At 62.3% G+C, this 25,166-nt stretch carries 20 protein-coding genes; 10 read left to right on the top strand and 10 right to left on the bottom strand.

The genetic code is table 11. The features are described from left to right. Nucleotides 1-97: 97 nt before the first annotated feature. The gene (locus tag K8B33_RS14275) at nucleotides 98-1,924 is read left to right on the top strand and encodes a DUF2800 domain-containing protein (RefSeq protein ID WP_223427694.1); all 1,827 of its coding nucleotides are present in this window, start codon (nucleotides 98-100) and stop codon (nucleotides 1,922-1,924) included. 150 nt (nucleotides 1,925-2,074) lie between these two features. Next, nucleotides 2,075-4,150 carry an EAL domain-containing protein gene (locus K8B33_RS14270; RefSeq protein ID WP_223427692.1) on the top strand — a complete coding sequence of 692 codons (2,076 nt, stop codon included), beginning with the start codon at nucleotides 2,075-2,077 and terminating at the stop codon, nucleotides 4,148-4,150. A 40-nt stretch (nucleotides 4,151-4,190) separates the two neighbouring features. Here the strand turns inward: K8B33_RS14270 and serB are convergent, their stop codons facing one another. Continuing rightward, a complete protein-coding gene (serB, locus tag K8B33_RS14265; RefSeq protein WP_223427690.1) occupies nucleotides 4,191-5,435 on the bottom strand; it encodes a phosphoserine phosphatase SerB in 1,245 nt (414 codons plus the stop codon). A gap of 113 nt (nucleotides 5,436-5,548) precedes the next feature. On the opposite strand from serB, the gene K8B33_RS14260 reads away from it, so the two are divergent. Next, on the top strand, nucleotides 5,549-6,862 hold the full coding sequence (locus K8B33_RS14260) for a hypothetical protein (protein ID WP_223427688.1): 1,314 nt from the start codon (nucleotides 5,549-5,551) through the stop codon (nucleotides 6,860-6,862). Between the two features lie 31 nt (nucleotides 6,863-6,893). On the opposite strand, the gene asd is transcribed toward K8B33_RS14260, so the two are convergent. The 5 genes from asd to rsgA form a co-directional block, all read right to left on the bottom strand. Then, nucleotides 6,894-7,721 (bottom strand): archaetidylserine decarboxylase, encoded by an 828-nt coding sequence (gene asd / locus K8B33_RS14255; RefSeq protein ID WP_223428021.1) that lies wholly within the window; start codon nucleotides 7,719-7,721, stop codon nucleotides 6,894-6,896. Between the two features lie 35 nt (nucleotides 7,722-7,756). After that, complete coding sequence (locus tag K8B33_RS14250; RefSeq protein WP_223427686.1) at nucleotides 7,757-8,593, bottom strand: sulfurtransferase; 837 nt, start codon at nucleotides 8,591-8,593, stop codon at nucleotides 7,757-7,759. A gap of 82 nt (nucleotides 8,594-8,675) precedes the next feature. After that, complete coding sequence (locus K8B33_RS14245) at nucleotides 8,676-11,033, bottom strand: penicillin acylase family protein (protein WP_223427685.1); 2,358 nt, start codon at nucleotides 11,031-11,033, stop codon at nucleotides 8,676-8,678. A 132-nt stretch (nucleotides 11,034-11,165) separates the two neighbouring features. After that, on the bottom strand, nucleotides 11,166-11,942 hold the full coding sequence (locus tag K8B33_RS14240) for a helix-turn-helix transcriptional regulator (protein ID WP_223427684.1): 777 nt from the start codon (nucleotides 11,940-11,942) through the stop codon (nucleotides 11,166-11,168). Beyond that, nucleotides 11,939-12,985: a small ribosomal subunit biogenesis GTPase RsgA gene (rsgA, locus tag K8B33_RS14235; RefSeq protein WP_223427683.1), complete on the bottom strand. Its 1,047-nt coding sequence runs from the start codon at nucleotides 12,983-12,985 to the stop codon at nucleotides 11,939-11,941. Before rsgA ends, K8B33_RS14240 begins: the two co-directional genes overlap by 4 nt. 76 nt (nucleotides 12,986-13,061) lie before the next feature. On the opposite strand from rsgA, the gene K8B33_RS14230 reads away from it, so the two are divergent. Next, the gene (locus K8B33_RS14230; protein ID WP_223427676.1) at nucleotides 13,062-13,913 is read left to right on the top strand and encodes an SDR family oxidoreductase; all 852 of its coding nucleotides are present in this window, start codon (nucleotides 13,062-13,064) and stop codon (nucleotides 13,911-13,913) included. Then, nucleotides 13,910-14,455 carry an oligoribonuclease gene (gene orn, locus K8B33_RS14225; protein WP_223427674.1) on the top strand — a complete coding sequence of 182 codons (546 nt, stop codon included), beginning with the start codon at nucleotides 13,910-13,912 and terminating at the stop codon, nucleotides 14,453-14,455. Before K8B33_RS14230 ends, orn begins: the two co-directional genes overlap by 4 nt. Before the next feature lie 69 nt (nucleotides 14,456-14,524). Here the strand turns inward: orn and K8B33_RS14220 are convergent, their stop codons facing one another. The 3 genes from K8B33_RS14220 to fabR all read right to left on the bottom strand — a co-directional run bounded on the left by K8B33_RS14220 (nucleotide 14,525) and on the right by fabR (nucleotide 17,953). Beyond that, a complete protein-coding gene (locus tag K8B33_RS14220; RefSeq protein ID WP_223427672.1) occupies nucleotides 14,525-15,376 on the bottom strand; it encodes a universal stress protein in 852 nt (283 codons plus the stop codon). 55 nt (nucleotides 15,377-15,431) lie between these two features. Further along, on the bottom strand, nucleotides 15,432-16,970 hold the full coding sequence (locus K8B33_RS14215) for a SulP family inorganic anion transporter (RefSeq protein WP_223427670.1): 1,539 nt from the start codon (nucleotides 16,968-16,970) through the stop codon (nucleotides 15,432-15,434). Nucleotides 16,971-17,245: 275 nt separating this feature from the next. Next, nucleotides 17,246-17,953 carry an HTH-type transcriptional repressor FabR gene (gene fabR, locus K8B33_RS14210; protein ID WP_223427668.1) on the bottom strand — a complete coding sequence of 236 codons (708 nt, stop codon included), beginning with the start codon at nucleotides 17,951-17,953 and terminating at the stop codon, nucleotides 17,246-17,248. Nucleotides 17,954-18,113: 160 nt separating this feature from the next. Between fabR and K8B33_RS14205 the strand changes: the two genes are divergently transcribed. Together K8B33_RS14205 and K8B33_RS14200 are read left to right on the top strand one after the other, a co-directional pair. Next, a complete protein-coding gene (locus tag K8B33_RS14205; RefSeq protein WP_223427666.1) occupies nucleotides 18,114-19,223 on the top strand; it encodes a ferredoxin reductase in 1,110 nt (369 codons plus the stop codon). Between the two features lie 62 nt (nucleotides 19,224-19,285). Then, nucleotides 19,286-20,425 carry a fatty acid desaturase family protein gene (locus tag K8B33_RS14200; protein ID WP_317846236.1) on the top strand — a complete coding sequence of 380 codons (1,140 nt, stop codon included), beginning with the start codon at nucleotides 19,286-19,288 and terminating at the stop codon, nucleotides 20,423-20,425. Here the strand turns inward: K8B33_RS14200 and queG are convergent. Further along, nucleotides 20,368-21,513 (bottom strand): tRNA epoxyqueuosine(34) reductase QueG, encoded by a 1,146-nt coding sequence (gene queG / locus K8B33_RS14195; RefSeq protein WP_223428019.1) that lies wholly within the window; start codon nucleotides 21,511-21,513, stop codon nucleotides 20,368-20,370. The two genes, K8B33_RS14200 and queG, sit on opposite strands and share 58 nt — an antisense overlap. Nucleotides 21,514-21,613: 100 nt before the next feature. Here queG and K8B33_RS14190 point away from each other — a divergent pair, with 100 nt between their 5' ends. The 3 genes from K8B33_RS14190 (at nucleotide 21,614) to K8B33_RS14180 (ending at nucleotide 25,139) form a co-directional block, all read left to right on the top strand. Next, on the top strand, nucleotides 21,614-23,245 hold the full coding sequence (locus K8B33_RS14190) for an NAD(P)H-hydrate dehydratase (RefSeq protein ID WP_223427664.1): 1,632 nt from the start codon (nucleotides 21,614-21,616) through the stop codon (nucleotides 23,243-23,245). Next, nucleotides 23,238-23,663 (top strand): tRNA (adenosine(37)-N6)-threonylcarbamoyltransferase complex ATPase subunit type 1 TsaE, encoded by a 426-nt coding sequence (tsaE, locus tag K8B33_RS14185; protein WP_223427662.1) that lies wholly within the window; start codon nucleotides 23,238-23,240, stop codon nucleotides 23,661-23,663. The genes K8B33_RS14190 and tsaE overlap by 8 nt, the downstream gene beginning before the upstream one ends. Before the next feature lie 84 nt (nucleotides 23,664-23,747). Continuing rightward, complete coding sequence (locus tag K8B33_RS14180; protein ID WP_223427655.1) at nucleotides 23,748-25,139, top strand: N-acetylmuramoyl-L-alanine amidase; 1,392 nt, start codon at nucleotides 23,748-23,750, stop codon at nucleotides 25,137-25,139. Nucleotides 25,140-25,166: the final 27 nt, after the last annotated feature.

The raw sequence follows: 25,166 nt of genomic DNA, 5'->3' as shown, positions 1-25,166 counted from the left end.
ACAACTGCCGTACAGTCAAAGACGTAGTCCACAAAAACGCAAAAATATAACAACATGAATATGCTCGGGATCGAGTATCTGAAAACCGGGGTTTGTCATGGCTTCTGATGCACAACAGATCCGCCTGAAACTGCCCGATCAGGACCTTCGTTCGCTGTCCATCGGGCATGCCCAACCGCGCAAATTGCAAGCCTGGGTCGAGCACTTGCCCTTGATGAATATGGGCGAGACCTCCCGCCAGCTCTATCAGTTCATTCAGGAACTCAATCGACTGCAGATTGATACGCGCACGCGCTTTCAATTGCTGGAAATCGTGCGGCCGGTCATCCTTCATGTCAGCGACAGCCTTGGCAAACATTATCTGCGCCAGTCACTGGTGTTGCCTGACAAGGCACGGCGCGTCGCCGGTCTCGCGCAGGCGTTGCAGGGGCATCTGGCCAGCGGTTACAAACTGGTGGCGGCACGCGGCATTCGCAAGGTAGACGATAAAGAAGTGCGTCAGGCGATTGCCACCGCATTGCATCGCGCGTTCAGCGCGCTGGGCGATACATTATTACGGTGTTATCAGTTGTATTTTCCGACGCCGCGCAATGTCTGGCTGGAGTTGCATCAGCTGTATTTGCTTGCGGAGGCCCATGGCCTGGTCGATATTCGCGTGCGTGAGCAGCCCGGGCAGGGCGAAGAAGAGACCTCCGTCGGGCAGGCTTACATTCGCACCTTGCTGTTGGCGACCGCCAAACCGAATCAGTTACGGCAGCAGGAGTTGGCGGTCGTCTCCGCGTTGGCACGAGAGGCCGCCTCTCTGGTGACGGTCCGCAGCGCCGCGGGCGAAGATGATCTGTTCGTTTTCGACCTGGAGGTGGATCGGCCACCGACCTATCGCACGCATGCTTCTCTGGCGCGCGGCAGCTGTCGTTTTATCGATGCCCGGCCGTTGGTGGAGAATCTGGCTGCCAGGCAGCCAGGCCATAATGGTGAGGGGCTGGCGTTGCCGCGCGGTACCAGTGAAGCGTTGTTGATGCATCTGCAATTGGCCTGGGGCGCATTGACCGAGCGCGCGTTTTCACGTGTCAGTCAACGATTGCCGCTGGATATCTGTTTCGGTCTGAGTGCACTGCATCATTTTTCTTCCGGCGGCGCGGATTTTGCCAGCCAGATCGGCGCAGCGCGCTTGCGTGTGCTGGACGGTGATGGCGATAACCCGTTTTCAGGACAGGTGCGTCGTTCGGCTGGCGCCGGCATGCAGCCTTCCCTGCGCGAAGAAGATGCCTGGAGTCGCTCCATTGATGGCGGCGGGCGGCGTATGGCGGACGACTCGGCAGGCGTGGAGCGTATCGATATTTCTGGCATTACCGCTGCGGTTCAGGCGCGTCAGGCCAGCACCAATCCGGCCCAGCAGTTTGACAGCTATCGCTGCGAAACCGTCAATGTCAGCCCCGGCGGCTATTGTCTTGCCTGGCAGGGCGAGACGCCGTCGCAGTTGCGCACCGGCGAACTGGTGGGTGTGCGAGAACAGGATCACCATGAGTGGACGGTAGGCGTGGTGCGCTGGGTCAAACAGTTGACGCACCAGGGCGCGGAATTCGGTATCGAGTTGCTGGCACCACGGGCTTTGCCTGCTGCGGCACGGGTGCTGAAGAAAACCGGTGATCCGTCAGAGTTCATGCGCGTGCTCTTGTTGCCGGAGCTGCATGCCATTGCCCAGGAGGCCACGTTGCTGGTGCCGGCGGTGGGTTTTCAGAGCAGCGCCCGTGTCGAACTGGTGCGTCAGGGGGTGACCGAGCGCGTGCAGCTGGGACGGCGCGTCAGTGGCAGCGCCAGCTTCGGCCAGTTTGAATTCCGGGGGCAAAGCGTGCAGCCAGCTGATGCGGGCAAGGCCGGCAATGGTGATGATGAATTTCGCTCGATCTGGTCCTCGCTATGAGCATTTACTGGCAACTCGGTGTGATGCGCGTCACAATTACGGTGTGAGTATAAAGTAGTACAAGCGCCCGGCTTGATTCCACTCCGGTTGCGGGCAAAATGACCGCTGCCGATGACACCCCCGGTGTGGCAAACCGCTTTGAGATCCCGCATGACATACACTCTGGACACTATCCGGCTGTTGATAGCCCATGACTCCCAGGACGATGCCGAACAGCTGATGAATGCCATGCGCAACGCGGGCAGAGCGACGCGGGCGGAGCTGGTACTGGGCGAAGACGATCTGCTGCGGGCACTCAAGTCCGGCAGCTGGGAATTGCTGCTGTGTCGGCCCAGTTTCGGCGGCTGCACGCTGGAACAGGCGATGGCGCACATGCAACGGCTGGGCAAGGCCGTGCCGACCATCGGCCTGGTGGATGTCTTTGACGAGCAGACCCTGCTGGAAGGCATGAAAGCGGGCGCTCGCGCCATTGCGCCGGTGGGCAATCGCGAGTTGATCATGTTGCTGGTGGACCAGCAGCTGCAGCATCTGCAACTGCGCAAGGAGCGCCAGCAGATTGACCTCGCATTGCGTGATGCCGAAAAACGTCTCGCCGTGTTGATGGATCAGAGCCGCGATGCCATCGCTTACGTCGTGGATGGCATGCACATTCACGCCAATGATACCTACCTTGATATGTTCGGTTATGCCAGCTCTGACGACCTGGCCGGCGTGCCGATCATGGACATGGTGTCGGCCGCCGATCACGAAAAGCTCAAGAAGCTGCTGCGTAGCCGCGCCCAGGACGAGAGCCAGACCAACCAGCTCGAATGTCGCGGTGTGACCACCGGCGCAGAGGAGTTCGACGCCACCTTTGTCTTTTCTCCCTCGACCTACGACGGTGAAGCCTGTACCCAGATCGTGATTCGCAGTGCGGCGGTGGATGAATCCGTGCTGCAGGAAAAGCTGGATGAAATGAGCCGCACGGATCAGGTTACCGGCCTGAATAATCGTGGCTGGTTCATGGAACAACTGGATGCGGCCCTCGGATCAGCGGTCAAGAATGGCCAGATGAGTGCCGTGTTGTACCTGCGCGTGGATCATTTCGAGCAGCACCAGAGTGCGGTGGGCATAGAGGGCGCTGATGAAGCGCTGCGACACGTGGCGGATGCACTCCGGGAGACTCTGGGCGAAACGGTGCCCATGGCCCGGGTCGGCGATGAGGATTTTGCGTTGCTCCTGCCGGTGGGCGAGCGCGATGATGCCGCAGGAAACGCGGAGCAGCTGCGAGCGGCCATTGAGACGCTGATGCCGCCGGTACAAGGCCGTACGCTGCACATGACCGCCAGTGTCGGTGTGGCCTTCGTGCAGGAGGACAGCCGTAACGGCCAGGCAGTGATTACCAAGGCGCTGGACTGTTGTAACAAGGCGCAGAAGAAGAACGACCAGAAAGGCAATACCGTGCATGTGCATGACCCGATGGACGATGTGGCCGCCGGGTCCTCGGAAGCCATCGCACTGTCCATTCGTCAGGCGCTGGAGCAGGGCAGCTTCCGGTTGCTGTATCAGCCATTGATGAACATGTCTGATGAAGGGGATCACGTGTTCGAGGTGTTTGTGCACCTGCCTCAGAAGAATGGCGACGACCTGGCACCGGATGCCTTCATGCCGGTAGCGGCCGAGCACGGTCTGGCCGGCAAGATCGATCGCTGGGTCACGTTGCACGCGATGCGTGCGGCGGCAGAGCTGAACACCCAGGTGAAGCTGATGATCAATCTCAGTGGTCACTCATTGCAGGAAGCGGATCTGGCGCCCTGGATCGGCAAAGCGATCAAGGCGGCGAAATTCGACGGCAGTCGGCTGTTCTTCCAGCTCACCGAGGCCGACGCCAACAGCTTTCTCAAACAGGCGCAAACGTTCGTGGAACAGATTTCGGTGCTGGGTTGCCGGATGTCCATCAGCCGTTTCGCCGGGGGCATCAATCCGTTCAAGCTGTTTGAGCATATCCCGGCGGCAATGGTGAAGTTCGATGGCAGCTTTACCCAGGAACTGAGCAAGCCGGAGAGCAAACAGAAGTTTGCCGACCTGATCAATACGGCGGCGGGGCAGGGCAAACTGGTGATTGTCGGGTTTGTGGAATCGGCCCAGCAGATGCAGGTGCTGTGGACCATGAATGGCATCCACTATCTGCAGGGATACTATCTGCAGGCGCCAGGGCCGAGCCTGCAGATCAGTCAGGAAGAGTAGTCAGAAAGACTGGTCAGGCGCTGCTGCTGATGGCGCCGGATTACTCCCGGTAGCCTGCCGCCAGCAACTCCGCCTGATCCCGATCGCGCACGCCAATCAGATACAGAATGCCATCCAGCCCGAGCGTGGAGATCGCCTGTTCGGCGGTTTCCTTCACCATGGGTTTGGCGCGGAACGCAATCCCCAGCCCCGCAATCCCCAACATGGGCAGATCGTTGGCGCCGTCGCCTACGGCAATCACCTGTTCCAGGCTGATGCCTTCCCGGCGCGCGATATCCTGCAGTAATTCGGCCTTGCGTTGACCGTTGACGATGGAGCCGACAACGCGCCCGGTGACATGGCCGTTCTCGATTTCCAGCTGGTTGGCATGCACATGGTCGATGCCCAGCTTCTGCTGCAGGTATTCACCGAACCAGGTAAAGCCGCCGCTGAGGATCGCGGTGCGATAGCCCAGTGCCTTGAGTGTCCCGATCAGTCGCTCCGCGCCCTCTGTGAGGCGAATGCGTTGCTGCACCTGTTGCAATGCGCGGGCATCCAGGCCTTTCAGCAGCGCCACACGCTCGCGGAAGCTCTGATCAAAATCCAGCTCACCCCGCATGGCACGTTCAGTGATGGCGGCCACCTGCTCGCCAACACCGGCTTCCTGAGCCAGCTCGTCGATCACCTCGGATTCGATCAGCGTGGAATCCATATCGAACACCACCAGCCGCCGATTGCGACGGAAGGCGCTGTCCTTCTGGAAGGCGATATCCATATTGCGCTGATTGGCAATCTCCAGAAATGCCGCCCGCATGGCTTCAGGATTATTCGGCTTGCCGCGCACGGAGATCTCGATGCAGGCGCGGGCATCATCATTTGCCTCTTCGCCTTCCAGATGCACGCGTCCGGAGAGCCGGTTGATGCTGTCGATATTCAGCGCATTCTCTGCGACCACTGCCGTGACATCGCCCAACTGGCCGGCGGTAATCTTGCGCGCCAGCATGGTGATGATGTAACGGTCCTTGCCTTGCCCGGCGACCCAGTCTTCATAGCGATCATGGTCGATGGGCAGGAAGCGCACCGACACTTTCAGTTTGTGCGCCTCGAACAGCAGATCCTTGAGCATCGGTGAGGACTCTGCCGTTGGGGGCACTTCCACCAGAAGACCCAGCGACAGCGTGTCGTGGATCACCGCCTGGCCGATGTCGAGAATATTCAGGTTGTACTGGGCGAGGATGCGGGTAAAGGCAGCCGTCAAGCCTGGCCTGTCGCCCCCGGACACCTGGATCAGAATAATATCGCGCAAAAGGCTTTTCCTTCGAGATGGGTCAGCGTGGCTATTGTGAGTGATTTGTCCGGGGATGGCGAGCCGATGGATGCTGCTATACTGCGCGCACCGGATACAAGCAGGATTGTGCGATGACTTCAGACTGGCGACGCTGGCGGGCGCGACTGGACGGCGAAAGGCCCTTGCTGCGGGAGCTGGCGCTGTTGCTGGTCGTATGCCTGATGGTGGGGATCTATTTCCTGCATCAGCTGGAGGCACGGCTTGTCCACAACACCGAGACGCACCTGACAGCGCTGGCGGATCAGGTGGCGCACAGCGCCGGGGATTATATCGTCGCCGGGAATCTGGTCAGCCTTAACGTGATTGCACGGCACACAGGCGCACTGGCGCCGGTGGCGCGCGTGCAACTGGAAGATGCGGGCGGCCGGGTGCTGGCCAGCAGCGGGCCGAGCATGAGCAGTCCATCGGTGACGAGTGACGTGATGGCGGGCGGGCAGGATGTCGTTGGCACCGTTCGGCTGTGGGCGGCGCCGATCGCAACGGTGCGCCAGCAGGCGGAGGCCGGGTTTGTGCTGTTGGTGCTGGTGTTGCTGGCGCTGCGGATTATCGGCGAACTGCTGATGCGGCGCTGGCGGGGAGAGCCCCTGTTGCGGACAGGGGATGTTGAAGCAGAGGGTATTCAATCCTTGCCGGAACAGCCTGCCCGGCAAGACGCGTCTTTCTCACAATCTGTCTCGCAATCTGTCCCGCAATCCGCCTCGCAAAATGCCATGGGGCACGCCATCGAAAGCGCGAACGCGCCCCCGGCTGCGGTGCTGTGTCTGTCGCTGGTGAATCAGGCGCATCTTTCATCGCGCTATACCCGCGAGCGCCTCGACGCGATGTTGGCGCCCTACGACACGTTGCTGGCGACGGTGAGCGACCTGTATGGCGCGCGCCTTGTCTCGCCGCTCATTCAGGGCGGCGAGATTGCATTTGCCAATGCGGATGTCGACTCAGATGCCCGGCCCGGTGCCCGGTCAGAAGAGGGCCATGCAGGCAAGGTGTCGAGCGGGGAAACTGCTTTCCACAGCGTCTGCGCGGGCATGCTGTTCTTGCGCGCGGCGCGGCGCTGCAGTGAACAACGCAAGGCGGCGGGGGAGCTGGCACTGGAATTCAAGTTGCTGGTGTCGACCACTCCGGAGCCGGCGCTCAACCGGGCCTGTTGCGACGCGGGGTTGCCGGGGCGGGTGCATGTGAGAGAGTCTGATCTGACGGCGCTGGAGCTGGATACACGCTCACTCTACCGGCCTGAGCAGGCCCTGGTGATCAACAGCGCCGACGCCAGCATTCGTTTACAGCCTCTGGAACAGCTGGCGCAACGTTACCAGAAGCTGATCAATGACCAGGCGGCCCGTATTCTTGCTGCGTTTCCTGCGGAACCAGCGCCTGTTTCTGGCGACTGATGTAACACAGTCGCCAGGCTTTTCGGTGGCTTCAGCGCAGGCTGCCGAGCTTCTCCCCCATGCGCACCGGGCTGTCGATACCGAGCCCGGGTTGCCACTGGCACGCGCCCTCCGGGAACAACACGATGACGGTGGAACCGAGCAGGAACCGGCCCAGCTCATCGCCCCGGTTCAGCGTAATCGGCGTGGTGCGGTCGTAGCGGGTACGGGTGATCTGTTTCGGCTGCGGAGTGACCTGGCCGCCGAATACCGTCTCGATACCGGCAACGATCATGGCGCCCACCAGCACTACCGCCACCGGGCCTTGCGCCGTGTCGAAGATGCACACGGCCCGCTCGTTCCGCGCAAACAGCCCGGGAACCTGACGGGTTGTCGCCTGGTTCACGGAAAACAGCTTGCCGGGCACATAAATCATTTCGCGCAGCGTGCCGGTGACCGGCATGTGCACCCGGTGATAATCCCGTGGTGACAGATAAACCGTGGCGAAATGCCCGTTGACGAAATGGCTGGCCAGCTCCGCATCACCGCCCAGCAGCTCGAAGGCGGAGTAATGCTGGCCTTTTGCTTGCAGCACATCGCTGCCACGCAGTTGGCCAATGTGGCTGATGCCGCCGTCTGCCGGACAGAGGATTGCGTCTGCGTCCTCACAGAGTGGGCGAGCGTCCGGCTTCAGGGCGCGGGTGAAGAAGGCATTGAAGCTCGGGAACAGATCGGCGTCTTCGATTTCCGCTTCGTCCAGCGTGATACCGAAACGTTTGCGGAACAGATTGATGAAGACGGTCTTGATCCACGGCACTTCACTGCGCGCCAGCATGCCGACACAACGGGACAGAAAATGCTGTGGCAAAACGTACTGCATCAGCACGAACAGCCGTTCGGGGAGAGAAGCCTTCACTAGCGTATTTCCTTTTCCGCAGGCGTATCCGGGTGGTTGCCCCACTCGGACCAGGAACCGGGGTAACCCCGGATGTTATCGAAACCGAGAACGCGACCCACCAGCCAGGCCAGGCTGGAGCGGTGGTGCGTCTGGCAGTAGGCAATCACTTCCTTGTCACCGGTGATGCCGAGGGCGGCCAGTTCACTGCGCAGTGTTTCCGGATCGCGCAGTCGCAGGTTGCGGGACTTGTCCATGGCATCCGTCCATTCGAAATGCACCGCGCCGGGAATATGACCGCTTTTCGGCGCATAGGCGAGGGTGCCTTCGTACTCCTCCAGAGAGCGGGCATCCCATAACACTACGTCGGCGTCACCATGGCGCTTGAAGACATAGTCGATGTCGACGACGGGTTGCAGGTTGATCTCGCCCAGGTGGTACTCGGACGGGCGCGGCAAGACCGGCTGGCTGTCTGTGGGCAAGCCGGCTGCCAGCCAGGCGTGGATGCCGCCATTGAGATAGCTGTAACGGTGATGGCCCGCAATCTCCAGCAGCCATAGCAGGCGACCTGCCCAACCACCGCCTTCATCGTCACAGGCCACCACATGGGTGTCGGGTGTCAGACCGAGTTCGCGGAACAGGGCTTCGAGTTCATCCGGCGGCGGAATCAGACCGTTAACGGGCGGCGCGCCGTGTTGCAGCCGGCGGAAATCCAGATGAATGGCACCGGGAATGTGGGCTTGCTGATAGATCGGCGCTTTGCTGAGATCCACGATCAGCAATCCGGCATCGCCAAGGTGTGCGTTGAGGTGTTCCGGCTCAAGCAGCAGCGGCATGTCGCTGGGCTGAAGGGTCATGATGGGGTGTCCTGACAATCACGGGCGGGCTTCGATTCTACCGGAAGCCCGCCCGGATTGCAGGGTGTGTCAGCGCATGCGATTACTCGCGCAGGCGCTTGAGGCTGATGCGTTCGGCCTCGATCTGGGCGCGGGTGTAGGGCACCCGGTGCCAGTTGCCGTCCGCATACGCCTGGGTGTAATCCGCGTAATGCGGGTTGGCCGGATCCGTGGACTGGGACGGTGCCATCAGTGTGTAGGCACGCACCGATTCATCCTCGGGGAAATCCACCACGTGCATGTAGGTGTTGCGCAACACGGTGAAGTAGCCTTCGCTGCCTTCGCCGCCGTAATGCGGGATGGTGTGCCCGGCCTTCGGGTACGGGCGCAGATCGCCCAGTTGCGCATCGAAGTCGGCGCCACTGTCTGCCACATCGACCACGGCCTGGGCAAAGGCGCTGTTCAGGGCGTCGATGACATCACTGTCTGCGGTGTTCAGGTCGGCCGGGGTGTCTACGGCATTGCCCGCATCAAACGGTGTGGCAAACAGCCCTTCGATGCTGCGGATGCGTTGCCATACAGCGGTCCAGACGTGGGCACCGCGGGCATCGGCGCTGCCGGTGTTGTCCCAGGCGCTCAGCGCCGCACAAGCCGCTTGTTCGTCATCGCTCGGGTCGCCATTGCCACAGACCACATTCAGCACGTCATCCTTGAGCAGTTCGGCGCTCAGGTTGCGGCTGTTGAGGACGATCTCGCGAAGGGTGTCGCTGGTGGCCTTGTCGCCGCCGAGCCCATCGCTGCCGTCCAGTCGTTCGCGCGCAAGGATGTGGCCCATACGGGTGCGCAGGCTCTGCTGGTAGTCCTCCCGGCCGATGATGCCGGCATAGCCGGTCAGCGGTTCGTCCGGATTGCTGAGCCAGTAGCTGTCATTCATGTTGGCCACATAATCGTTGCGCAACAGGTAGGGCAGGTTGTCCGGGCCAAAGGCGCCGGGCTGGGCGGAGTCCTCATCGGTCAGCCAGTCACACGCCGAGGTCCAGCCTTGCAGCAGCGGCAGGCCGGGGACCATTTGCAGCACGGCCGGGCCGAGGGTCGGCACCAGGCAGGCATCGCGATGGGCATCCGGTACGTTCGGCACGGCGGTGATGTCGGAGTACAGGGCCCGGTCATCATGGCGTGATACGGCCGCCGTGTTGACCCAGGGAATGGCGACATGGGTGCGGGCGATATCCAGGAATTCCTCCAGGGAGGCGGCCTGGCCCCACTCGAAGAAGTTGCGGAAGGTGCGGGTGTTTTCCAGGTTCACGTCGCGCAGGGTGAATGCCATGTTGTTGGCGCCCCAGGTGGGCAGGCCCAGGCCAGCCAGATTGATCATCGGGCCATAGTGGGAGCGATACAGCGTGCGGGTTTCGGTGGCGAGGCTGTCGTCTTCCTGCTTCACCTGGATACTGATCTCAACCGCTTCCATGTCACGGGGGGCACCATCGAACACATACTGTGTCGCATCGTTTTCGTTCAGCATCAGGCCGTAAAGTGTGAAACGCCGAGCGGTGGACACGGTGTGCGCCCAGGCGATGTCGTCGTTGAAACCCATCAGCACCATCGGCGTGCCCATGATGGTGGCGCCGGAAATATCCATGCTGCCCGGCAGGGTCAGCTGCACCTGATAAAAGCGGTCCACGCCATCCAGATACCAGTGCGGGTTGGCGAAGTTCAGGGCACTGCCCTCGGTGGCGTCGGTGCCGAAGGAATAGGTGTTGCTGCCGATGCCGGCCTTCTGGCCCACCGCCACGCGGTCGGCGTCCAGGGTGGGTTCGCTCAGCGGCATGCTCAGCCCTTCGCCACCGGCGGGCGGTGCGGCCGTGGCGATTTCACTGACCCAGTTGGCGGCGCTGGCGGCCAGATTCAGGGCTACCAGGCGACGGAATACATCCTGCTCGTCGATCTCGGCCAGCCATTCGGCGTCGCGGCAGCTCTGGTGGCGTCCGGCATGCTCGCCGCCCTGGACCTCACGGACATAGCGGCTGAATCCGGCGGCAAAGCCGCGCGACAGGTCGCGCAGGTCCTGGGGCTGGTCATTGACGTAGGTATCGACCACGTCATCGTTCACGACAAAGCGAAAGAAGTAATCCGCGTTGCGGTTGTTGGGGGTACCAAAGGTGCCGCCGGACGACGCCGCAGCCGTCGGCCCGAAGTAGCGTGAACGCTCGCCACGGAAGGTCACGTAGGCATCGGCGAGGGTGCAGAGGTTATCCTCGGCAATCGCATAGCCGTGGCCGTATCCCAGGCCGGCATAGTCGTCGGCGGTGATATGCGGCACGCCATAGGTGGTGCGCTCAATGGTGGCGCTGTACTGCGTGTCGCTGCGCGAACTGGAACTGCCGCCGCAGGCGGTCAGCGTGGCGGTAACGCCAAGCATGCACAGTAGCGGCACGATGCCGCGGCTGGTTGCAATCAGCATGTTTCTCTCCCGGTTTATTATTGTGCTCACTGGAAGCATAGGCAGGGGCGTGTCGGCGCTGCTTGAACACAGCGGCTATTCCTCCGTCTTTGCGGGACACATATGTACACTGGCCCGGTTTTTCGGGGCGTGCTAGAGCATGTGAACGGTCATGCCGTTGGCCACGTAGGATGGCGGTAGCCCGAAAAACTGGCGGAAGGTGCGGGCCAGATGCGCAGAATCGGAAAAGCCGACGTCATGGGCAATGTTGGCAAGGCTTTCCTGCTGTGCGATCAGCTCCACGGCGCGTCGCATGCGCGCCCAGAGGATATAGCTCTTGACCGACAGGCCGAGATTTTCCGAGAACAGGTGCGTGAGCCGGTCCGCTGACAAACCCACCTGCTGCGCCAGATCACTGACGCTGCTCACCAGCGGCAATTCCTGTTTGATGGTCTGCGCCAGATAGACGGCGCGCATGTCCATGGGCACCCGCTTCGGGCTGTAGCCGCTGATAGCCTGCACCAGGTGGGTGGTGATGCGAAACAGGCTGGCCTTGTCCAGGGTGCCGTGGCCTGCAGCGTCCAGCTCGGCGGCATTGAGCGCATCAGGACGCAGGATCACGGCGCGCACGGACTGGCCGGCCAGGAAGGCGCTGAGGGTGTGGAACTCGTAGCTTTGCGGATCGAAGTTCAGCGACAGCAGCGGGGACCCGGCGCTGTCCAGGGCGCGCGCGACCTGCCGCCCGACCAGTGCGGCCTGGTAGCGCTGCCGGCGCCCGGCGGCGTCGCCCAGCTCGAAGCCGGTGCCATCCAGCGACACCAGCAAGGTGGTGGTATGCCGTTGTGTGATGCCGGAGGTGATGCCGGGAGTGATGTACAGGAAGCGGTCGTCCCAGACATACAAGTGGTTGCTGTAAGGTTGTGACATCATTCGTAGCGCTGGCGGGCGTCCTCATCGAGTGTATCGGCAATGCGAAAGAAGTTGTCCAGACGTTCCTGGCTGATGGCACCGGATTCTGCCGCCTCGATCAGGGCGCAGCCCGGCTCGTGCCGATGGGAGCAGTTGCGGAAGCGGCAATGGCCTGCCAGTGGCGCCAGGTCCACATAACCACTGAGCAGCTCTTCTTCACCGATATGCCAGAGGCCGAATTCGCGGATGCCGGGGGAGTCGATCAGGTCACCGCCCGCCGGCAGGTGCAGCAGCTGGGCGGTGGTGGTGGTGTGCTGGCCCAGGCCGGAGACATCCGAGAGCACATTGGTGGCGATATCCGCATCGGGCAGCAGGGCGTTGACCAGCGAGGATTTGCCGACACCGGACTGGCCGACAAAGACGCTGGTGTGGCCGTCCAGCGCCGCGCTGAGCGTGGCCAGCCCGGCGGCATGGGCGGTGCCGGTGTCGGTGGCCGAGGCCTCGATGACCGGGTAATCCAGTTTGCGGTAGATATCGCACAGGGCGGTCAGCGCCGCACGATTGTCGTCGGTAATCAGATCAGCCTTGTTGAGCACCAGTGCCGGGCGAATACCGGACAGCTCGGCGGCGACCAGGTAGCGATCCAGCAGCTGACTGGACGGCGTCGGCGCTGGCGCAAACACGATCAGCATCAGGTCCACATTGGCCGCCACCGGCTTCAGCTTGCCATAATTGTCCGGGCGCTTGAGCACGCTGGTACGCGGCACGATGGCCGTGACAACGCCGTCTCCGGGGCCTTTGGCGGGCTGCCAGAGGACCTGATCGCCCACCACCAGCTGTTCCAGGTTGGCGCGGAAATGGCAGCGCTGACGGACACCGTCGGTGCCGCTGATCTCGACCTTTCTGCCATAGTGGGCGGTGACCAGCCCCGGCTGGGCGTCCCCCAGCTCGCTGGCCACATCCGCATCCAGCTCGGCCTGGCGCTTCTGCGAGCGGGCCACGCGTTCCGCCTGGATCTTTTCGATGCGCCAGCGTTGACGGCGGTTGAGATTGCGTTTGCTCATGAAGAACCTGATCCGGTGACTGTCAGCCTGCTACTATAGCGGCCATTGCAACGTAGTACATGCCAAGGAGCGCGTGATGTCCGATTCCATGACAGGCAAGACAGTACTCATCACCGGTGGCAACAGCGGCATCGGGCTGGTGACGGCCACCGCGCTGGCGGGCATGGGGGCGAAGGTGATCCTCGCCTGTCGCAGGCAAGACGCCGCAGAGGCCGCGGCAGCGCAGATTCGTGGTCGTCACCCGGCGGCGCAGGTAGAGACAGTGCGGCTGGATCTCGCTTCGCTGAACAGCGTGCGTAGCGCAGCTGCCAATGTGCGTGAACGTTTCAATCGTATCGATATATTGATCAACAACGCCGGCATGGCGAATGTCAGCCGTGAAACCAGCGCGGACGGTTTCGAGCTGACTTTCGCCACCAATCACCTGGGGCCGTTTCTGTTTACCCATCTGCTGCAATCCGTGATCAATCCGGACAGTGGTCGCATCATCAATGTGGCTTCAGAGGCGCACCGCATGGGGCGCATGCACTGGGAGGATCTGCAACTGCAAAAAGGCTACTGGGTGATGAAGGCCTACGCGCAGTCCAAGCTGGCCAATATTCTTTTTTCCCGTGAGTTGGCGCGGCGTCTTGCGGGTACCGGCATTGCCGTAAGCGCCTTGCATCCCGGCGCCGTGTCCACCAGTATCTGGCCGGAAAATACCTGGTACGAACGGGCCTTCAGCCGCATTCTCAAGCTGTTTCTGATCTCGCCGGAAAAAGGCGCCCGCACCACAATCTGGCTGGCGTCCGGGCTTGAAGGTGGCCGCAGTCGCGGCGATTATTTTGAAAAGTGCGCGCCCCGCAAACCCGCCGCCCGGGCGCGTGATGTCGCGGCACAAGAACGGCTGTGGGATATTTCCGCTGCCCTGACAGGAACTGACGCATGACTGACCGTAAACAGAATCTTATCTGGATCGATCTCGAGATGACGGGGCTGAACCCGGACCGGGATCGCATCATTGAAATTGCCACGCTGATTACCGACAAGGATCTGAATATTCTGGCCGAGGGGCCGGTCATGGCGGTGCATCAGAGCGACACCATGCTCAGCGGTATGGATGAATGGAATACCACCACCCATACCGGTTCCGGGCTGGTGGAGCGGGTGCGGCAGAGTGAAGTGGACGAACGCGCAGTAGAAGCCGCGACGCTGGACTTTCTCGGTGACTGGGTTGAGCGGGGCATGTCACCCATGTGTGGCAACAGCATCTGCCAGGACCGGCGTTTCCTGTGGCGTTACATGCCGGGCCTTGAAGGCTATTTTCATTATCGCAATCTGGATGTGTCGACCATCAAGGAATTGACGCGCCGCTGGGCACCGGAGTTGTTGGCCGGCGTCAAGAAAGATAGCAAGCACCAGGCGCTGGATGATATTCGTGATTCCATCGAGGAAATGCGTTACTACCGCAAGACCGTGTTTGCCATCTGAGACGGCCGCAACCGCTGTCGGCGCGATGCCGACAGCGGTTGAAGACGGGTCTATATCAGCGCCAGACCTTCAACGAGAGACCAGCAGCGGCACCTCGGCACGCTGCAACATGCTCAGGGTCGTGCTGCCGACAAAGAACTGCCGCAGGGCGGAATGCCCGAAAGCCCCCATCACGATCATGTCGATATTGTTGTCACGCTGATAGCTGCGCAATGCCGCTTCCACGCCGCCGTTGAGAATGGCGCTCTGCACTGCGAGGCCGACGCCTTCGAGCATGTGCCGGGCGGTAGCCAGAGCGCTGCGGTGTTTCTCGTTGTCGTCGCCCACCGTGACCAGGTGGCAGGTGATGCCGTTGAACAACGGGCTGGCCGCAATCAACTCCAGGCCCTTGCGCGTGGTCGGGCTGCCATCATAGGCCAGCAGGATATTGCGCGGTGCCATAAATGTGGCGGGCGTCAGCAAAATCGGTTTCTTGAGGGTGCGGATGACCCGCTCCACGTTATTGCCAACGTGCGCGCCAACGGAGTCGCCGTCCTCGCCCTGGCGACCCATCACCAGAATGCGAATGTCCTCTTCCATGGCGGACAGCGCGTCCACCAGATCGCCGTGCCGCTGGCGAATGTCGCTCTCGGCAACGCCGGCGTCGCGCAGGTGTTGCTGCGCGGCTTCCAGCATTGCGCGGCCCTGTTCCAGCGCCAGACGGTTGCGTTGCTGATCCAGCTCCGCCATCTGCTCCAGCAGCTTCTGGCTGCCGCCCAGGCCAATGTGCCCGGAGAAGTTGTTTTCTGACGGGAATTTCGACTTGTCGAGCACGTGCAGCAGGGTCAGCGGCGCGCCGGTGCGACCTGCCGCCCAGGCGGCGTAATCACACACCGCGGGCGCTGCCTTCGAGCCGTCGATACAGGCCATGATATGAGACATCAAATACTCCAGTTGTTATTGCCCTCGGTGTAGCGAGGTGCAACGCGCTGTGTCGTCAGTGCGCAGACATGCGCTCGAGCGCGTCGGGCTTGTCATGCACGCCGAATTTGTCGACCAGCGTGGCACTTGCTTCGTTCAGACCCCGGATTTCCACCTCGGCGCCTTCACGACGCAGCTTGATGATCACCTTGTCCAGCGCGCTGATGGCCGTGATGTCCCAGAAATGCGCCCGGTGCAGATCAATCACCACCTGCTCCACCGCCTCACGGAAATCGAATGCGCCAACAAACTCTTCTGCGGAGCTGAAGAATACCTGCCCGACCACCTGATACTCGCGCACTCTGCCGGTTTCATCCAGCGTTGAACTGATATACATCAACCGGCCGACCTTGTTGGCAAAGAACAGGGTGCTGAGCAGAACGCCGACCAGAACCCCGATGGCCAGGTTGTGGGTCAGCACGACCACCACCACGGTAGAGATCATGACGATGTTGCTGCTCATGGGGTGCTCGCGCAGATTGGTCAGCGACCGCCAGCTGAACGTGCCAATGGAGACCATGACCATGACGGCCACCAGGGCCGCCATGGGGATCTGGGAGACCCACTCACCGAGGAATACCACCATCATCAACAGCACGACACCGGCGACGAGGCAGGAGAGCCGCCCGCGACCACCGGATTGTACGTTGATGACGGACTGGCCAATCATGGCGCAACCGGCCATGCCGCCGAAGAAGCCGGTCACGATATTGGCAACGCCCTGGCCTTTGCTCTCGCGTGCCGCGTCGCTTTCGGTGTCGGTGAGATCGTCAACGATATTGGCGGTCATCAGGGATTCCAGCAGGCCGACAACGGTCAGTGACAGCACGGTAGGCAGGATGATCATCAGGGTGTCGAAGTTGATCGGTACGTCTGGCAGCAGGAAATGGGGCAGGCTGTCCGGCAAGTCGCCGGTGGCGCCCACATCCCGGATGTCCAGGCCGAAATACATGGCGATCCCGGTCATGATCAGGATGCACACCAGCGGCGAGGGCACGATCCTGGTGACCAGCGGCAGCAGATAGATGATGCCCAGGCCGGCGATGACCATGGCGTAGACCGCCCAGTGCATGTAGGTGATGACGGGTACGGAGAGGCTGAATCCGGCAATGGTGGCGGGCTCCCAGCTGATACTGCCCAACTCTTTCAACTGCGCCATGAAGATCAGGATCGCCAGTGCGTTGACGAAGCCGGTCATCACCGAGCGCGACACAAAGCGCATCACGCGATGGATGCCCAACTGCCCCAGGATGACCTGAAACACACCGGTCAGCACCGTGGCGGCCAGCAGATACTGCAGGCCATGCTGGTCCACCAGATTGACCATCAACAGCGCCATGGCGCCGGTGGCAGCGGAGATCATGCCGGGCCGGCCGCCCACGATGGACGTGATGACAGCGATACTGAAGGAAGCATAGAGCCCGACTTTCGGGTCCACGCCGGCCAGCACGGAGAAGGCGATGGCCTCGGGGATCAGCGCCAGCGCGACGACGAGACCGGCGAGCACATCACCGCGGACATTGAAGAACCAGGTGTTCTTGAGGTATTGCAACATGGATAGGCGTCCAGACAAGCAAAAAACGAAAACAGGAATGCGGCACCACACCGGTAGCGGTGTGGCAAATCAGTGGCGTAGGGGGGTATGCGGGCAGCAGGCAAGGCTGCAGCAAGGCGTCCTACCGTGGGGGCCGGGCCGCTAGGGCGGCGTAAGCGCCTGAATCTGCGGGGAACGTGAGCCGTCAAACGTCATATTTGAGCCGGAGCGTTGCCAGAAAGGGGGCGCGAGTCTAGCACCGTGCCCACACAATGAACACCTTCGGGGCTGCCTGCTTAGTCGTCGCGTGCCGGCCTGGCCGCCATGGTCTGGGTGCCGATGATGATCATGCGCACCATGGTCACCAGTTGTTCGATGATTTCCGGATGTGCCTCCTCCGGTTGGTCCATGGCCTTGGCGCCCATGGCGAACACCAGCCGCGTGATTGCCCGGGATACCACCTCCGGCCGATAGATGCCGGTATCACGCTGCACCGCCAGCCGCTGCAGGTCGGTGCAGAGCTCTTCCTCAAAGAAGCACAGCTGCCGTTCGACGGCGCCCTTGAAGGCATCTGAGCCCACGGTGCCTTCGCGTAGCAGCAGGTGCAGGTACTTCTGATCCGCCCGCAGCTGCTCCATGAAGGCCTCGATGGAGCTTTGCACCACACTGCGTTCCGCCACCGCCCGGGTGCGGGCTTCACCGATGATCTGGCGCAGCGCTTCACCGGCCTGGTTGATCAGCGTGACCGCCAGTTCGTCCACGTCGCGGAAGTGACGGTAGAAGCTGTTCGGCGCAATGCCCGCTGCCCGGGCGATCTCGCGCAGACTCAGCGTGGAAATGCTGCGATGGGGCCCCACCAGTTGCAGCGCGGCGGCCATCAGGTCTTCGCGGGAAATGACGGCGCGGCGGCCCACATGGGGGCGCGCCCGGTCGGGCGGCGGCTGATCGGTGCCGGTGTCCAGGGTGCCGACGAGGTGGCTAACGTCCTTGGGCGTGGAGGTCATCTGTTTGTCTCTTTGGTGTGGTCTGCTGTCTGCGCGAGATGCGGCTGCCAGACTGTACAGAGCTTGCCAGAAAATAGCCCGTTTAGAGAAGGACAGGTGTATAGACTAATATATATACATATGTATAATAACGCCGATTATGGACCCTGGAGAGATGCGGATGCCTGCCACAGGCGCTCTGAAACGTGTGATTGCTCCCTTGATAGACCCGGTTGCTTTTGACTTCTGGGCTGCCAGGGTCAATCCGTTGCTGTCCTGGGAGCGCCCGCTGGCGCGTGTCGTCGCCCGGCAGGTCACGGCACGCGACTGCGTGACCCTGGTGTTGCGACCCAACCGGCATGTGCCGCCGGTGCAGGCCGGGCAGCATGTACCGGTGACGGTAGAGGTGGATGGCGTGCGGCTGACGCGCTCCTACAGCCCTTCTCATGTCAGAGCTTCTCATGCCAGAAGGCGTGGCGGTCGCAAAGACTGCCTGGCGATTACCGTCAAGCGCATCCCCGGTGGCCGCGTCAGCAGCCACCTGTGCCAGGAGGTGCGCGTCGGCGACGTGCTTGAGCTGGGCGAGGCCTTTGGCGCGATGACCTTGCGCCCGGACGTGCCGCGCTGGCTTTACGTCGCTGCAGGCAGCGGCATTACGCCGCTGATGAGCCTGTTGCGCGCGCAAACGGCGGCAACGGCAGGCGTTGATGTGACCCTGCTGTACTGGGCCAGAACCCGAGCCGATCTGTGTTTCCTCGACGAGTTGCGAGGCCTGGAGAAAGCCGCGGGCAGTGGTCAGCCGGGTGTGCGTGTGCACATCATCCTGACCCGCGAAGCGACGTTGCTGCCCGGCGAATACAGCGGCCGACCCAGTGCCGACCTGCTCGCGCAACTGGTGCCGGACCTGGCCGAACGACAGGTGTACGCCTGCGGCACCGGCGGCTTCGTGGACAGCCTGCGCACGCTGCTGGCGGATCAGGTGGCGGGTTTCGAGGCCGAAGCCTTCACCTTGCCGGAGCGTGCTGCTGTGGTCGGTGCGCCGGTGCAGGTGACCCTGCGGCGCAGCGGCCGCGTGCTGGATATTCCTGCTGGTGAAGCATTGCTGCCAGCGCTGGAGGCCCGCGGCATCCACCCGAAACACGGTTGCCGCATGGGTATCTGCAACAGCTGTGCCTGCGACCGGATCAGTGGCACCAGTGAAAACCTGAACACCGGCGCCACCCAGAGTGAGCCGGGCGTGGTGCGTATTTGTATCAGCGCCGCCCGCTCGGACATGACGCTGGATCTCTAGACAGTGTTGTTTGCCAGACAGGACTAAAACAGGACCCAAACAGGACCCAAACAGGACAAGCCATGACAGCCTTACCTCCCGCAATGCCCGCCAGTGTCGCCCTCAAGAAGCCAGGGCGCGAACGCCTCAGCCGCGAACAGGTGGAACAGTTCGGCGCGGATCTGGATGCCCTGCGCGAGCGGACCCTGGCCGATATCGGCGAACAGGATGCGCGTTATATCAAGCGCATTTACGCGGCGGTGCGTTACACCGGCGCCCTCGGCCGTGGCCTGCTGTTCTTCGGTATCTTCCCGCCTGCCTGGTTGCTCGGCACCCTGTTGCTGGCGATTTCCAAGATTCTGGAAAACATGGAACTGGGCCACAACGTCATGCATGGCCAGTACGACTGGATGAACGATCCGCGTTTTGACGGCAAGACTTACGAGTGGGATATCGTCGGCACCAGTGATAACTGGCGCAAGACGCACAATTACAGCCATCACACCTACACCAATATCAAGGGCATGGACGACGATGTCGGCTATGGCGTGCTGCGCCTGTTCCCGGAGCAGCGCTGGCGTCCGTTTTTCCTGGGTCAGCCGCTGTACGCCGTGATCTTTGCGCTGCTGTTCCAGTGGGGCGTGGCCATCCAGGATATCCGCCTGGGTCGTTATTTTGCCGGTCGTATGACCGGCGCCGAGCTGCGTGAGGAATTCCGCCCGACAGGCCGCAAGATGCGCCGCCAGCTGCTCAAGGACTATGTCTTTTTCCCGCTGCTAGCGGGCCCGTTCTTCCTGCCGGTGCTGCTGGGCAATCTGGTTGCCAACGGTTTGCGCAATCTGTGGACCTTCATGATCATTTTCTGCGGCCACTTCACCGCTAACGTGGAAGTGTTCCCGAAAAGCATCATCAAGAACGAAACGCGCGGCCAGTGGTATCTGCGCCAACTGCGTGGCTCGTCCAACCTGACCGGCAGCAAGCTGCTGCACATCATGTCGGGTAACCTGAGCCACCAGATCGAACACCACCTGTTCCCGGATATTCCGGCACGGCGTTATGCTGAAATGTCGAAAGAAGTGCGCGCCATCTGTCGCCGCTACGGCATCTTCTACAACACCGGCTCGCTGGTCTCCCAGTTCGGTCAGGTGATCTGGCGCATCCTGCGTTATGCCTTGCCGAGCAAGCCTGTCTCGCTGGAAGGCAAGGCGCTGGTCGCTGACTGACGTGACTGGTGCAGGCGCGTCAGTGCCCACTGCACGTGCCGCACCACCATGTCGGAGGGGAAATCCAGCCGCGCTTCCAATGCCGCAATCGCCGCGTCACTGGGCGGGCCGTTCCCCAGCCCCACGGCAATATTGCGCAGCCATCCGGCGTAGCCGGTGCGGCGGATCGGTGAGCCCGCCGTGTTCTCCAGAAACGTCGCCTCGCTCCAGTTGAACAAGGTCACCAGATCCGCCTGATCCAGCGCATGTCGGGGCTGAAAATCAGCTTCGCCGGAATGCTGCGCAAAACGGTTCCAGGGGCACATCAACTGGCAGTCGTCGCAGCCGAAGACGCGATTGCCCATCTTGGGACGCAGGTCTTCCGGAATGTCACCGCTGTTCTCGATGGTGAGGTAGCTGATACACCGGCGCGCATCCAGCTGATACGGTGCCACGATGGCATCGGTGGGGCAGACAGTGATGCAGGCCTTGCAGGCGCCGCACTTGTTCTCCACCGGCGCATCCACCGGCAGCGGCAGGTCCGTATAGATTTCGCCGAGAAAGAACCAGCTGCCCGCCTGTTGATTGAGAATCAGCGTGTGCTTGCCCTGCCAGCCGAGCCCGGCCTTGGCGGCCAGCGGTTTTTCCATGACCGGCGCACTGTCCACAAAGGCCCGGCCCAGTTCTGAGGCCAGTCCCGATGCGTGGGCGGCGGTGCGAATCTGCGCCGCCAGTTGCGCCAGCCGTTTGCGTATCACCTTGTGATAATCCCGCCCCAGCGCGTAGCGCGAGATATAGGCTTTCTCGCCTTGCTTGAGCAGTTTTACCGGCGCTGTGTCCGGTGGCAGATAATCCATGCGCACGGAAATCACCCGCAGTGTGCCGGGCTCCAGTTCCGCCGGGCGGCTGCGCTTGTTGCCATGGGCGGCCATCCAGTCCATATCACCGTGATACCCCGCCGCCAGCCATTGTTGCAGGCGTGCCTCGGCCTGGCTGAGTTCGGTGTCGGCAATGCCGGCTTGCTGGAAGCCCAGCTCCCGCGCCCAGATCCGGATATTGGCCGCCAGGGCGGTCAACGCGTCTGTCTCTGCGGGGGATGGGGGCGGCATGGGTTCAGACATGGCGGCAGCCGGTGGTGGTCGGAAGTCAGCAGGAACGTCGCGTATACTGTCGCAGACAGTGTGAATCGTTCTCAGGGATATATCGGCCATGATGTTACCACACGCAGCAGTGCCGCTTCCCCCGGCGATGTCGGCGCTTGCCGATGATCGCTTGTGGTGCCGGCTGGATTCTGCCGACGGCACCCGCGCGCTGGATCGCATCGCCATCGAGGGTGTCCCGGGCGCTGATGTGCAGGGCTCTGGTGCGCAAGCCATAGCGGGTGCAACGCTCATGCAGCGCGCTGGCCAGGCGGCCTTTGATCTGCTGCGCCAGCGATGGCCGGATGCGCAGCGCCTGCTGGTGTGTTGTGGTGGCGGCAATAACGGTGGCGACGGTTATGTGGTGGCGCGGCTGGCGGCCGATGCCGGGCTGGCGCCGGTGATCTTGCCCCTGGTCCCGCTTGATGCGTTGAAAGGCGATGCGCTGACCATGGCAGAGCGCGCCGCCGACGTGCCGCACATTGCCCTGACCGAACTCCCCGCCGCACTGCATGACACCGATCTGATCGTGGATGCCCTGTTGGGCACCGGGCTGAGCACGCCGGTGCGGGAACCTGTGGCGGGGTTGATTGATGCCCTCAACGCCAGCGGCAAGCCGTCACTGGCACTGGACCTGCCCTCCGGCTTGCATGCGGACACGGGTAATCCGCTGGGCGTCGCCGTGCGCGCCAGTGCCACCATCACGTTTATCGGCGTCAAGACCGGCCTGCTTACCGGCGCCGGGCCGGATCATTGTGGCGCATTGCATTTTGATGATCTCGATGTGCCCGCTGCGGTGTATGCCGCCGTGCCACCGGCAGCACTGTGCCCGCGCCCGGCCCTGATATCGGAGATGCTGCCGCGCCGTTTGCGCGCCGGGCACAAGGGGCTTTACGGCCATGTGCTGGTGATCGGTGGCGATCAGGGATACGCCGGGGCCGCCATGATGGCCGCCCAGGCGGCATTGCGTTGCGGCGCCGGGCTGGTTTCCGTGGCAACCCGCGCTGAGCATGTCAGCGGTTTCCTCACGCGCCAGCCGGAACTGATGGTGCCCGGCACGGAGACCCGTGCGGCACTCGATACCCTGCTGGCGAAGGCCTCGGTGCTGGTCGTGGGTCCGGGCCTGGGGCAGGGCGCCTGGGGCCGCACGATGCTGGCGGCAGCGGTGGACGCGGGCTTGCCCATGGTCCTGGATGCCGACGCCATTAACTTACTGGCCGCGCAGGACCTGCCGCGACGCGCCAACGCGGTCTGGACGCCGCACCCCGGTGAGGCGGCCCGCATGCTGGATTACAGCACCGCCGCGATACAGCAGGATCGTTTCGCCGCCTTGCGCAAGCTCACCGCAGCAACCGGTGGCGCGGTGCTATTGAAAGGCGTCGGGACACTTATCAGTGCTTCTGTCGGCGCGTCGGGCGATGCGCTGCCGCCGGTGTTGATCCAGCGCGGCAACCCCGGCATGGCCACCGGCGGGATGGGCGATGTGCTCAGCGGTATCATCGGTGCGCTGCTGGGGCAGGGCCTCATGCCTCGGGACGCGGCGGCCGTGGGCGCGCTGGTGCATGCGATGGCGGCGGATCGCTGTACGGCGAGCGCCGGCGAGCGCGGGCTGCTGGCCACCGACCTGCTGGCGCAGTTGCCCGCGTTGGTCAATGGCATTGGTTTATACGAAGCAGCACACCGGGATGCAGCACATGACTGAAGAATGTATCTACCTGGCCGACGAAACAGCCACCGAACAGCTTGGCGCCAGGCTGGCAGAGGAATTTGCTGCGGGCGGCGTGGTCACACTGGAAGGCGAACTTGGCGCAGGCAAGACCACACTGGTCCGTGGCTGGCTGCGCGCACTGGGTCATCAGGGGGCAGTAAAGAGCCCGACCTACACCATTGTTGAACCCTATGAGCTTCAGGGACTCAACGTATATCATTTCGACCTGTATCGGCTCAGCGATGCGGAAGAGCTGGAATTGATGGGCGTGCGGGATTATTTCGACGGGGACGCTTTATGTCTGGTGGAATGGCCGCAACGTGGCGCCGGCATCCTGCCGCCCGCAGACCTGCATGTGCAACTGACGGTAACGTTGCCGGGCAGAGAGGCTGTGCTGACACGCAGGCGCTGACGTACGGCAAGGCTGATATGCTTCCGGCAATGCTATGATCAGATTTATCGTTGCACCGCGGACAACAGGAACAGTGGGATCTTGATGCGCGCAGAATGTCAGCACAGTGATTTCCGAAATACGGCGAACCAGGCGGGTGTGCGCTTGCGTGCTCGCCTGGGCAGTATGCTGTTTGGCCTGCTGTCGCTGTGCTGGTTCGAGTTTGCCAGCGCGCAGACCATCGACTCGGTGCGCTTGCACCGCGCTCCGGATCACACACGTATCGTGTTCGACCTCAAGGGGCCTCTGGAGCACAAGGTTGATCGTCTCTCCAACCCGGATCGCATCGTGATTGACCTCAAGGATGCGGATCTGGGTTTCGATATGAACAGCCTGACGCTGGCACGCAGCCCGATCAATGGCATCCGCATCGGCAAGCACGAATCCATGACCCGCGTCGTACTGGATATGAGCGACGCGGTGCGCCCGCGCACCAATCTGCTCAAGCCCATCGAGCCCCATGGCTGGCGCCTGGTCGTGGATCTGTTCGACAGCGATCCCGAGCCGGTGCGCAGCATGGAAAAGGTGGTCGAGCAGCAAGCGGGGCCGCGGCCGATGATCGTCGCGCTGGACCCCGGCCACGGTGGCGAAGACCCGGGCGCTATCGGTCCCGGCGGCATCCATGAAAAGAAAGTCGTGCTGGAAATTGCGCGCCGCATATACCGCCTCATGGATGCAGAGCCGGGTATTCAGCCGGTGCTGGTGCGTGATGGCGACTACTACGTGCCGCTGGCAGAGCGCCGCCGTATCGCTGCGGAGCAGCACGGCGCTGACGTGTTTATCTCCATCCATGCGGACGCCTTTACCGACCCCCGTGCTCACGGGGCCTCGGTGTTTTCCCTGTCCAATCGCGGCGCTACCAGTGCCCGTGCGGCTTATCTTGCGCGCATGGCCAACGATTCTGACCGCGTGGCCGGTGTCTACGAGGAAGAAAAGGACAACAGCGGCCTGATGGGGGTGCTGGCGGACATGACTCTCAGCGGCTCCATGTCCCACAGCCTCTATCTGGGCAAGGAAATGATCGAGGAAATGGGCAGCTTTACTCGCCTGCACGGCAACCGCCGGCAGGTGGAGCAGGCCAACTTTGCGGTACTGCGCGAACCCAGTATGGTGTCGGTGCTGGTGGAAACCGGCTTTATTTCCAACCCGGAAGAGTCGCGCAAACTGCAGACCGCCGAGCACCAGGAAAAGATTGCTCGTGCTGTACTGAATGGCGTGCGTCGTTACTTCGAGCACCACCCGGCGCCGGGCAGCTGGTTTGCCGAGCAGCGGCGCAATGGCGGTGGCAGTGTAGCCAGCCACCGTATTCAGCCTGGCGAAACGTTGTCGGCCATTGCCCGGCGTTACAGCGTATCTGAATCCGCATTGCGGGAAGCGAACAGTCTGCGCGGGGATCTGATTCGCGTCGGTCAGGAACTGCGCATCCCCGGCTCCTGAATCCTGCGCGGACCACAAGAACATCTG

The organism is Alcanivorax limicola (genome assembly GCF_019931215.1).
Classification (GTDB): domain Bacteria; phylum Pseudomonadota; class Gammaproteobacteria; order Pseudomonadales; family Alcanivoracaceae; genus Isoalcanivorax; species Isoalcanivorax limicola.
The sequence above is the reverse complement of the archived record's forward strand: the minus strand, read 5'-3'. Positions and strand labels throughout refer to the sequence as shown.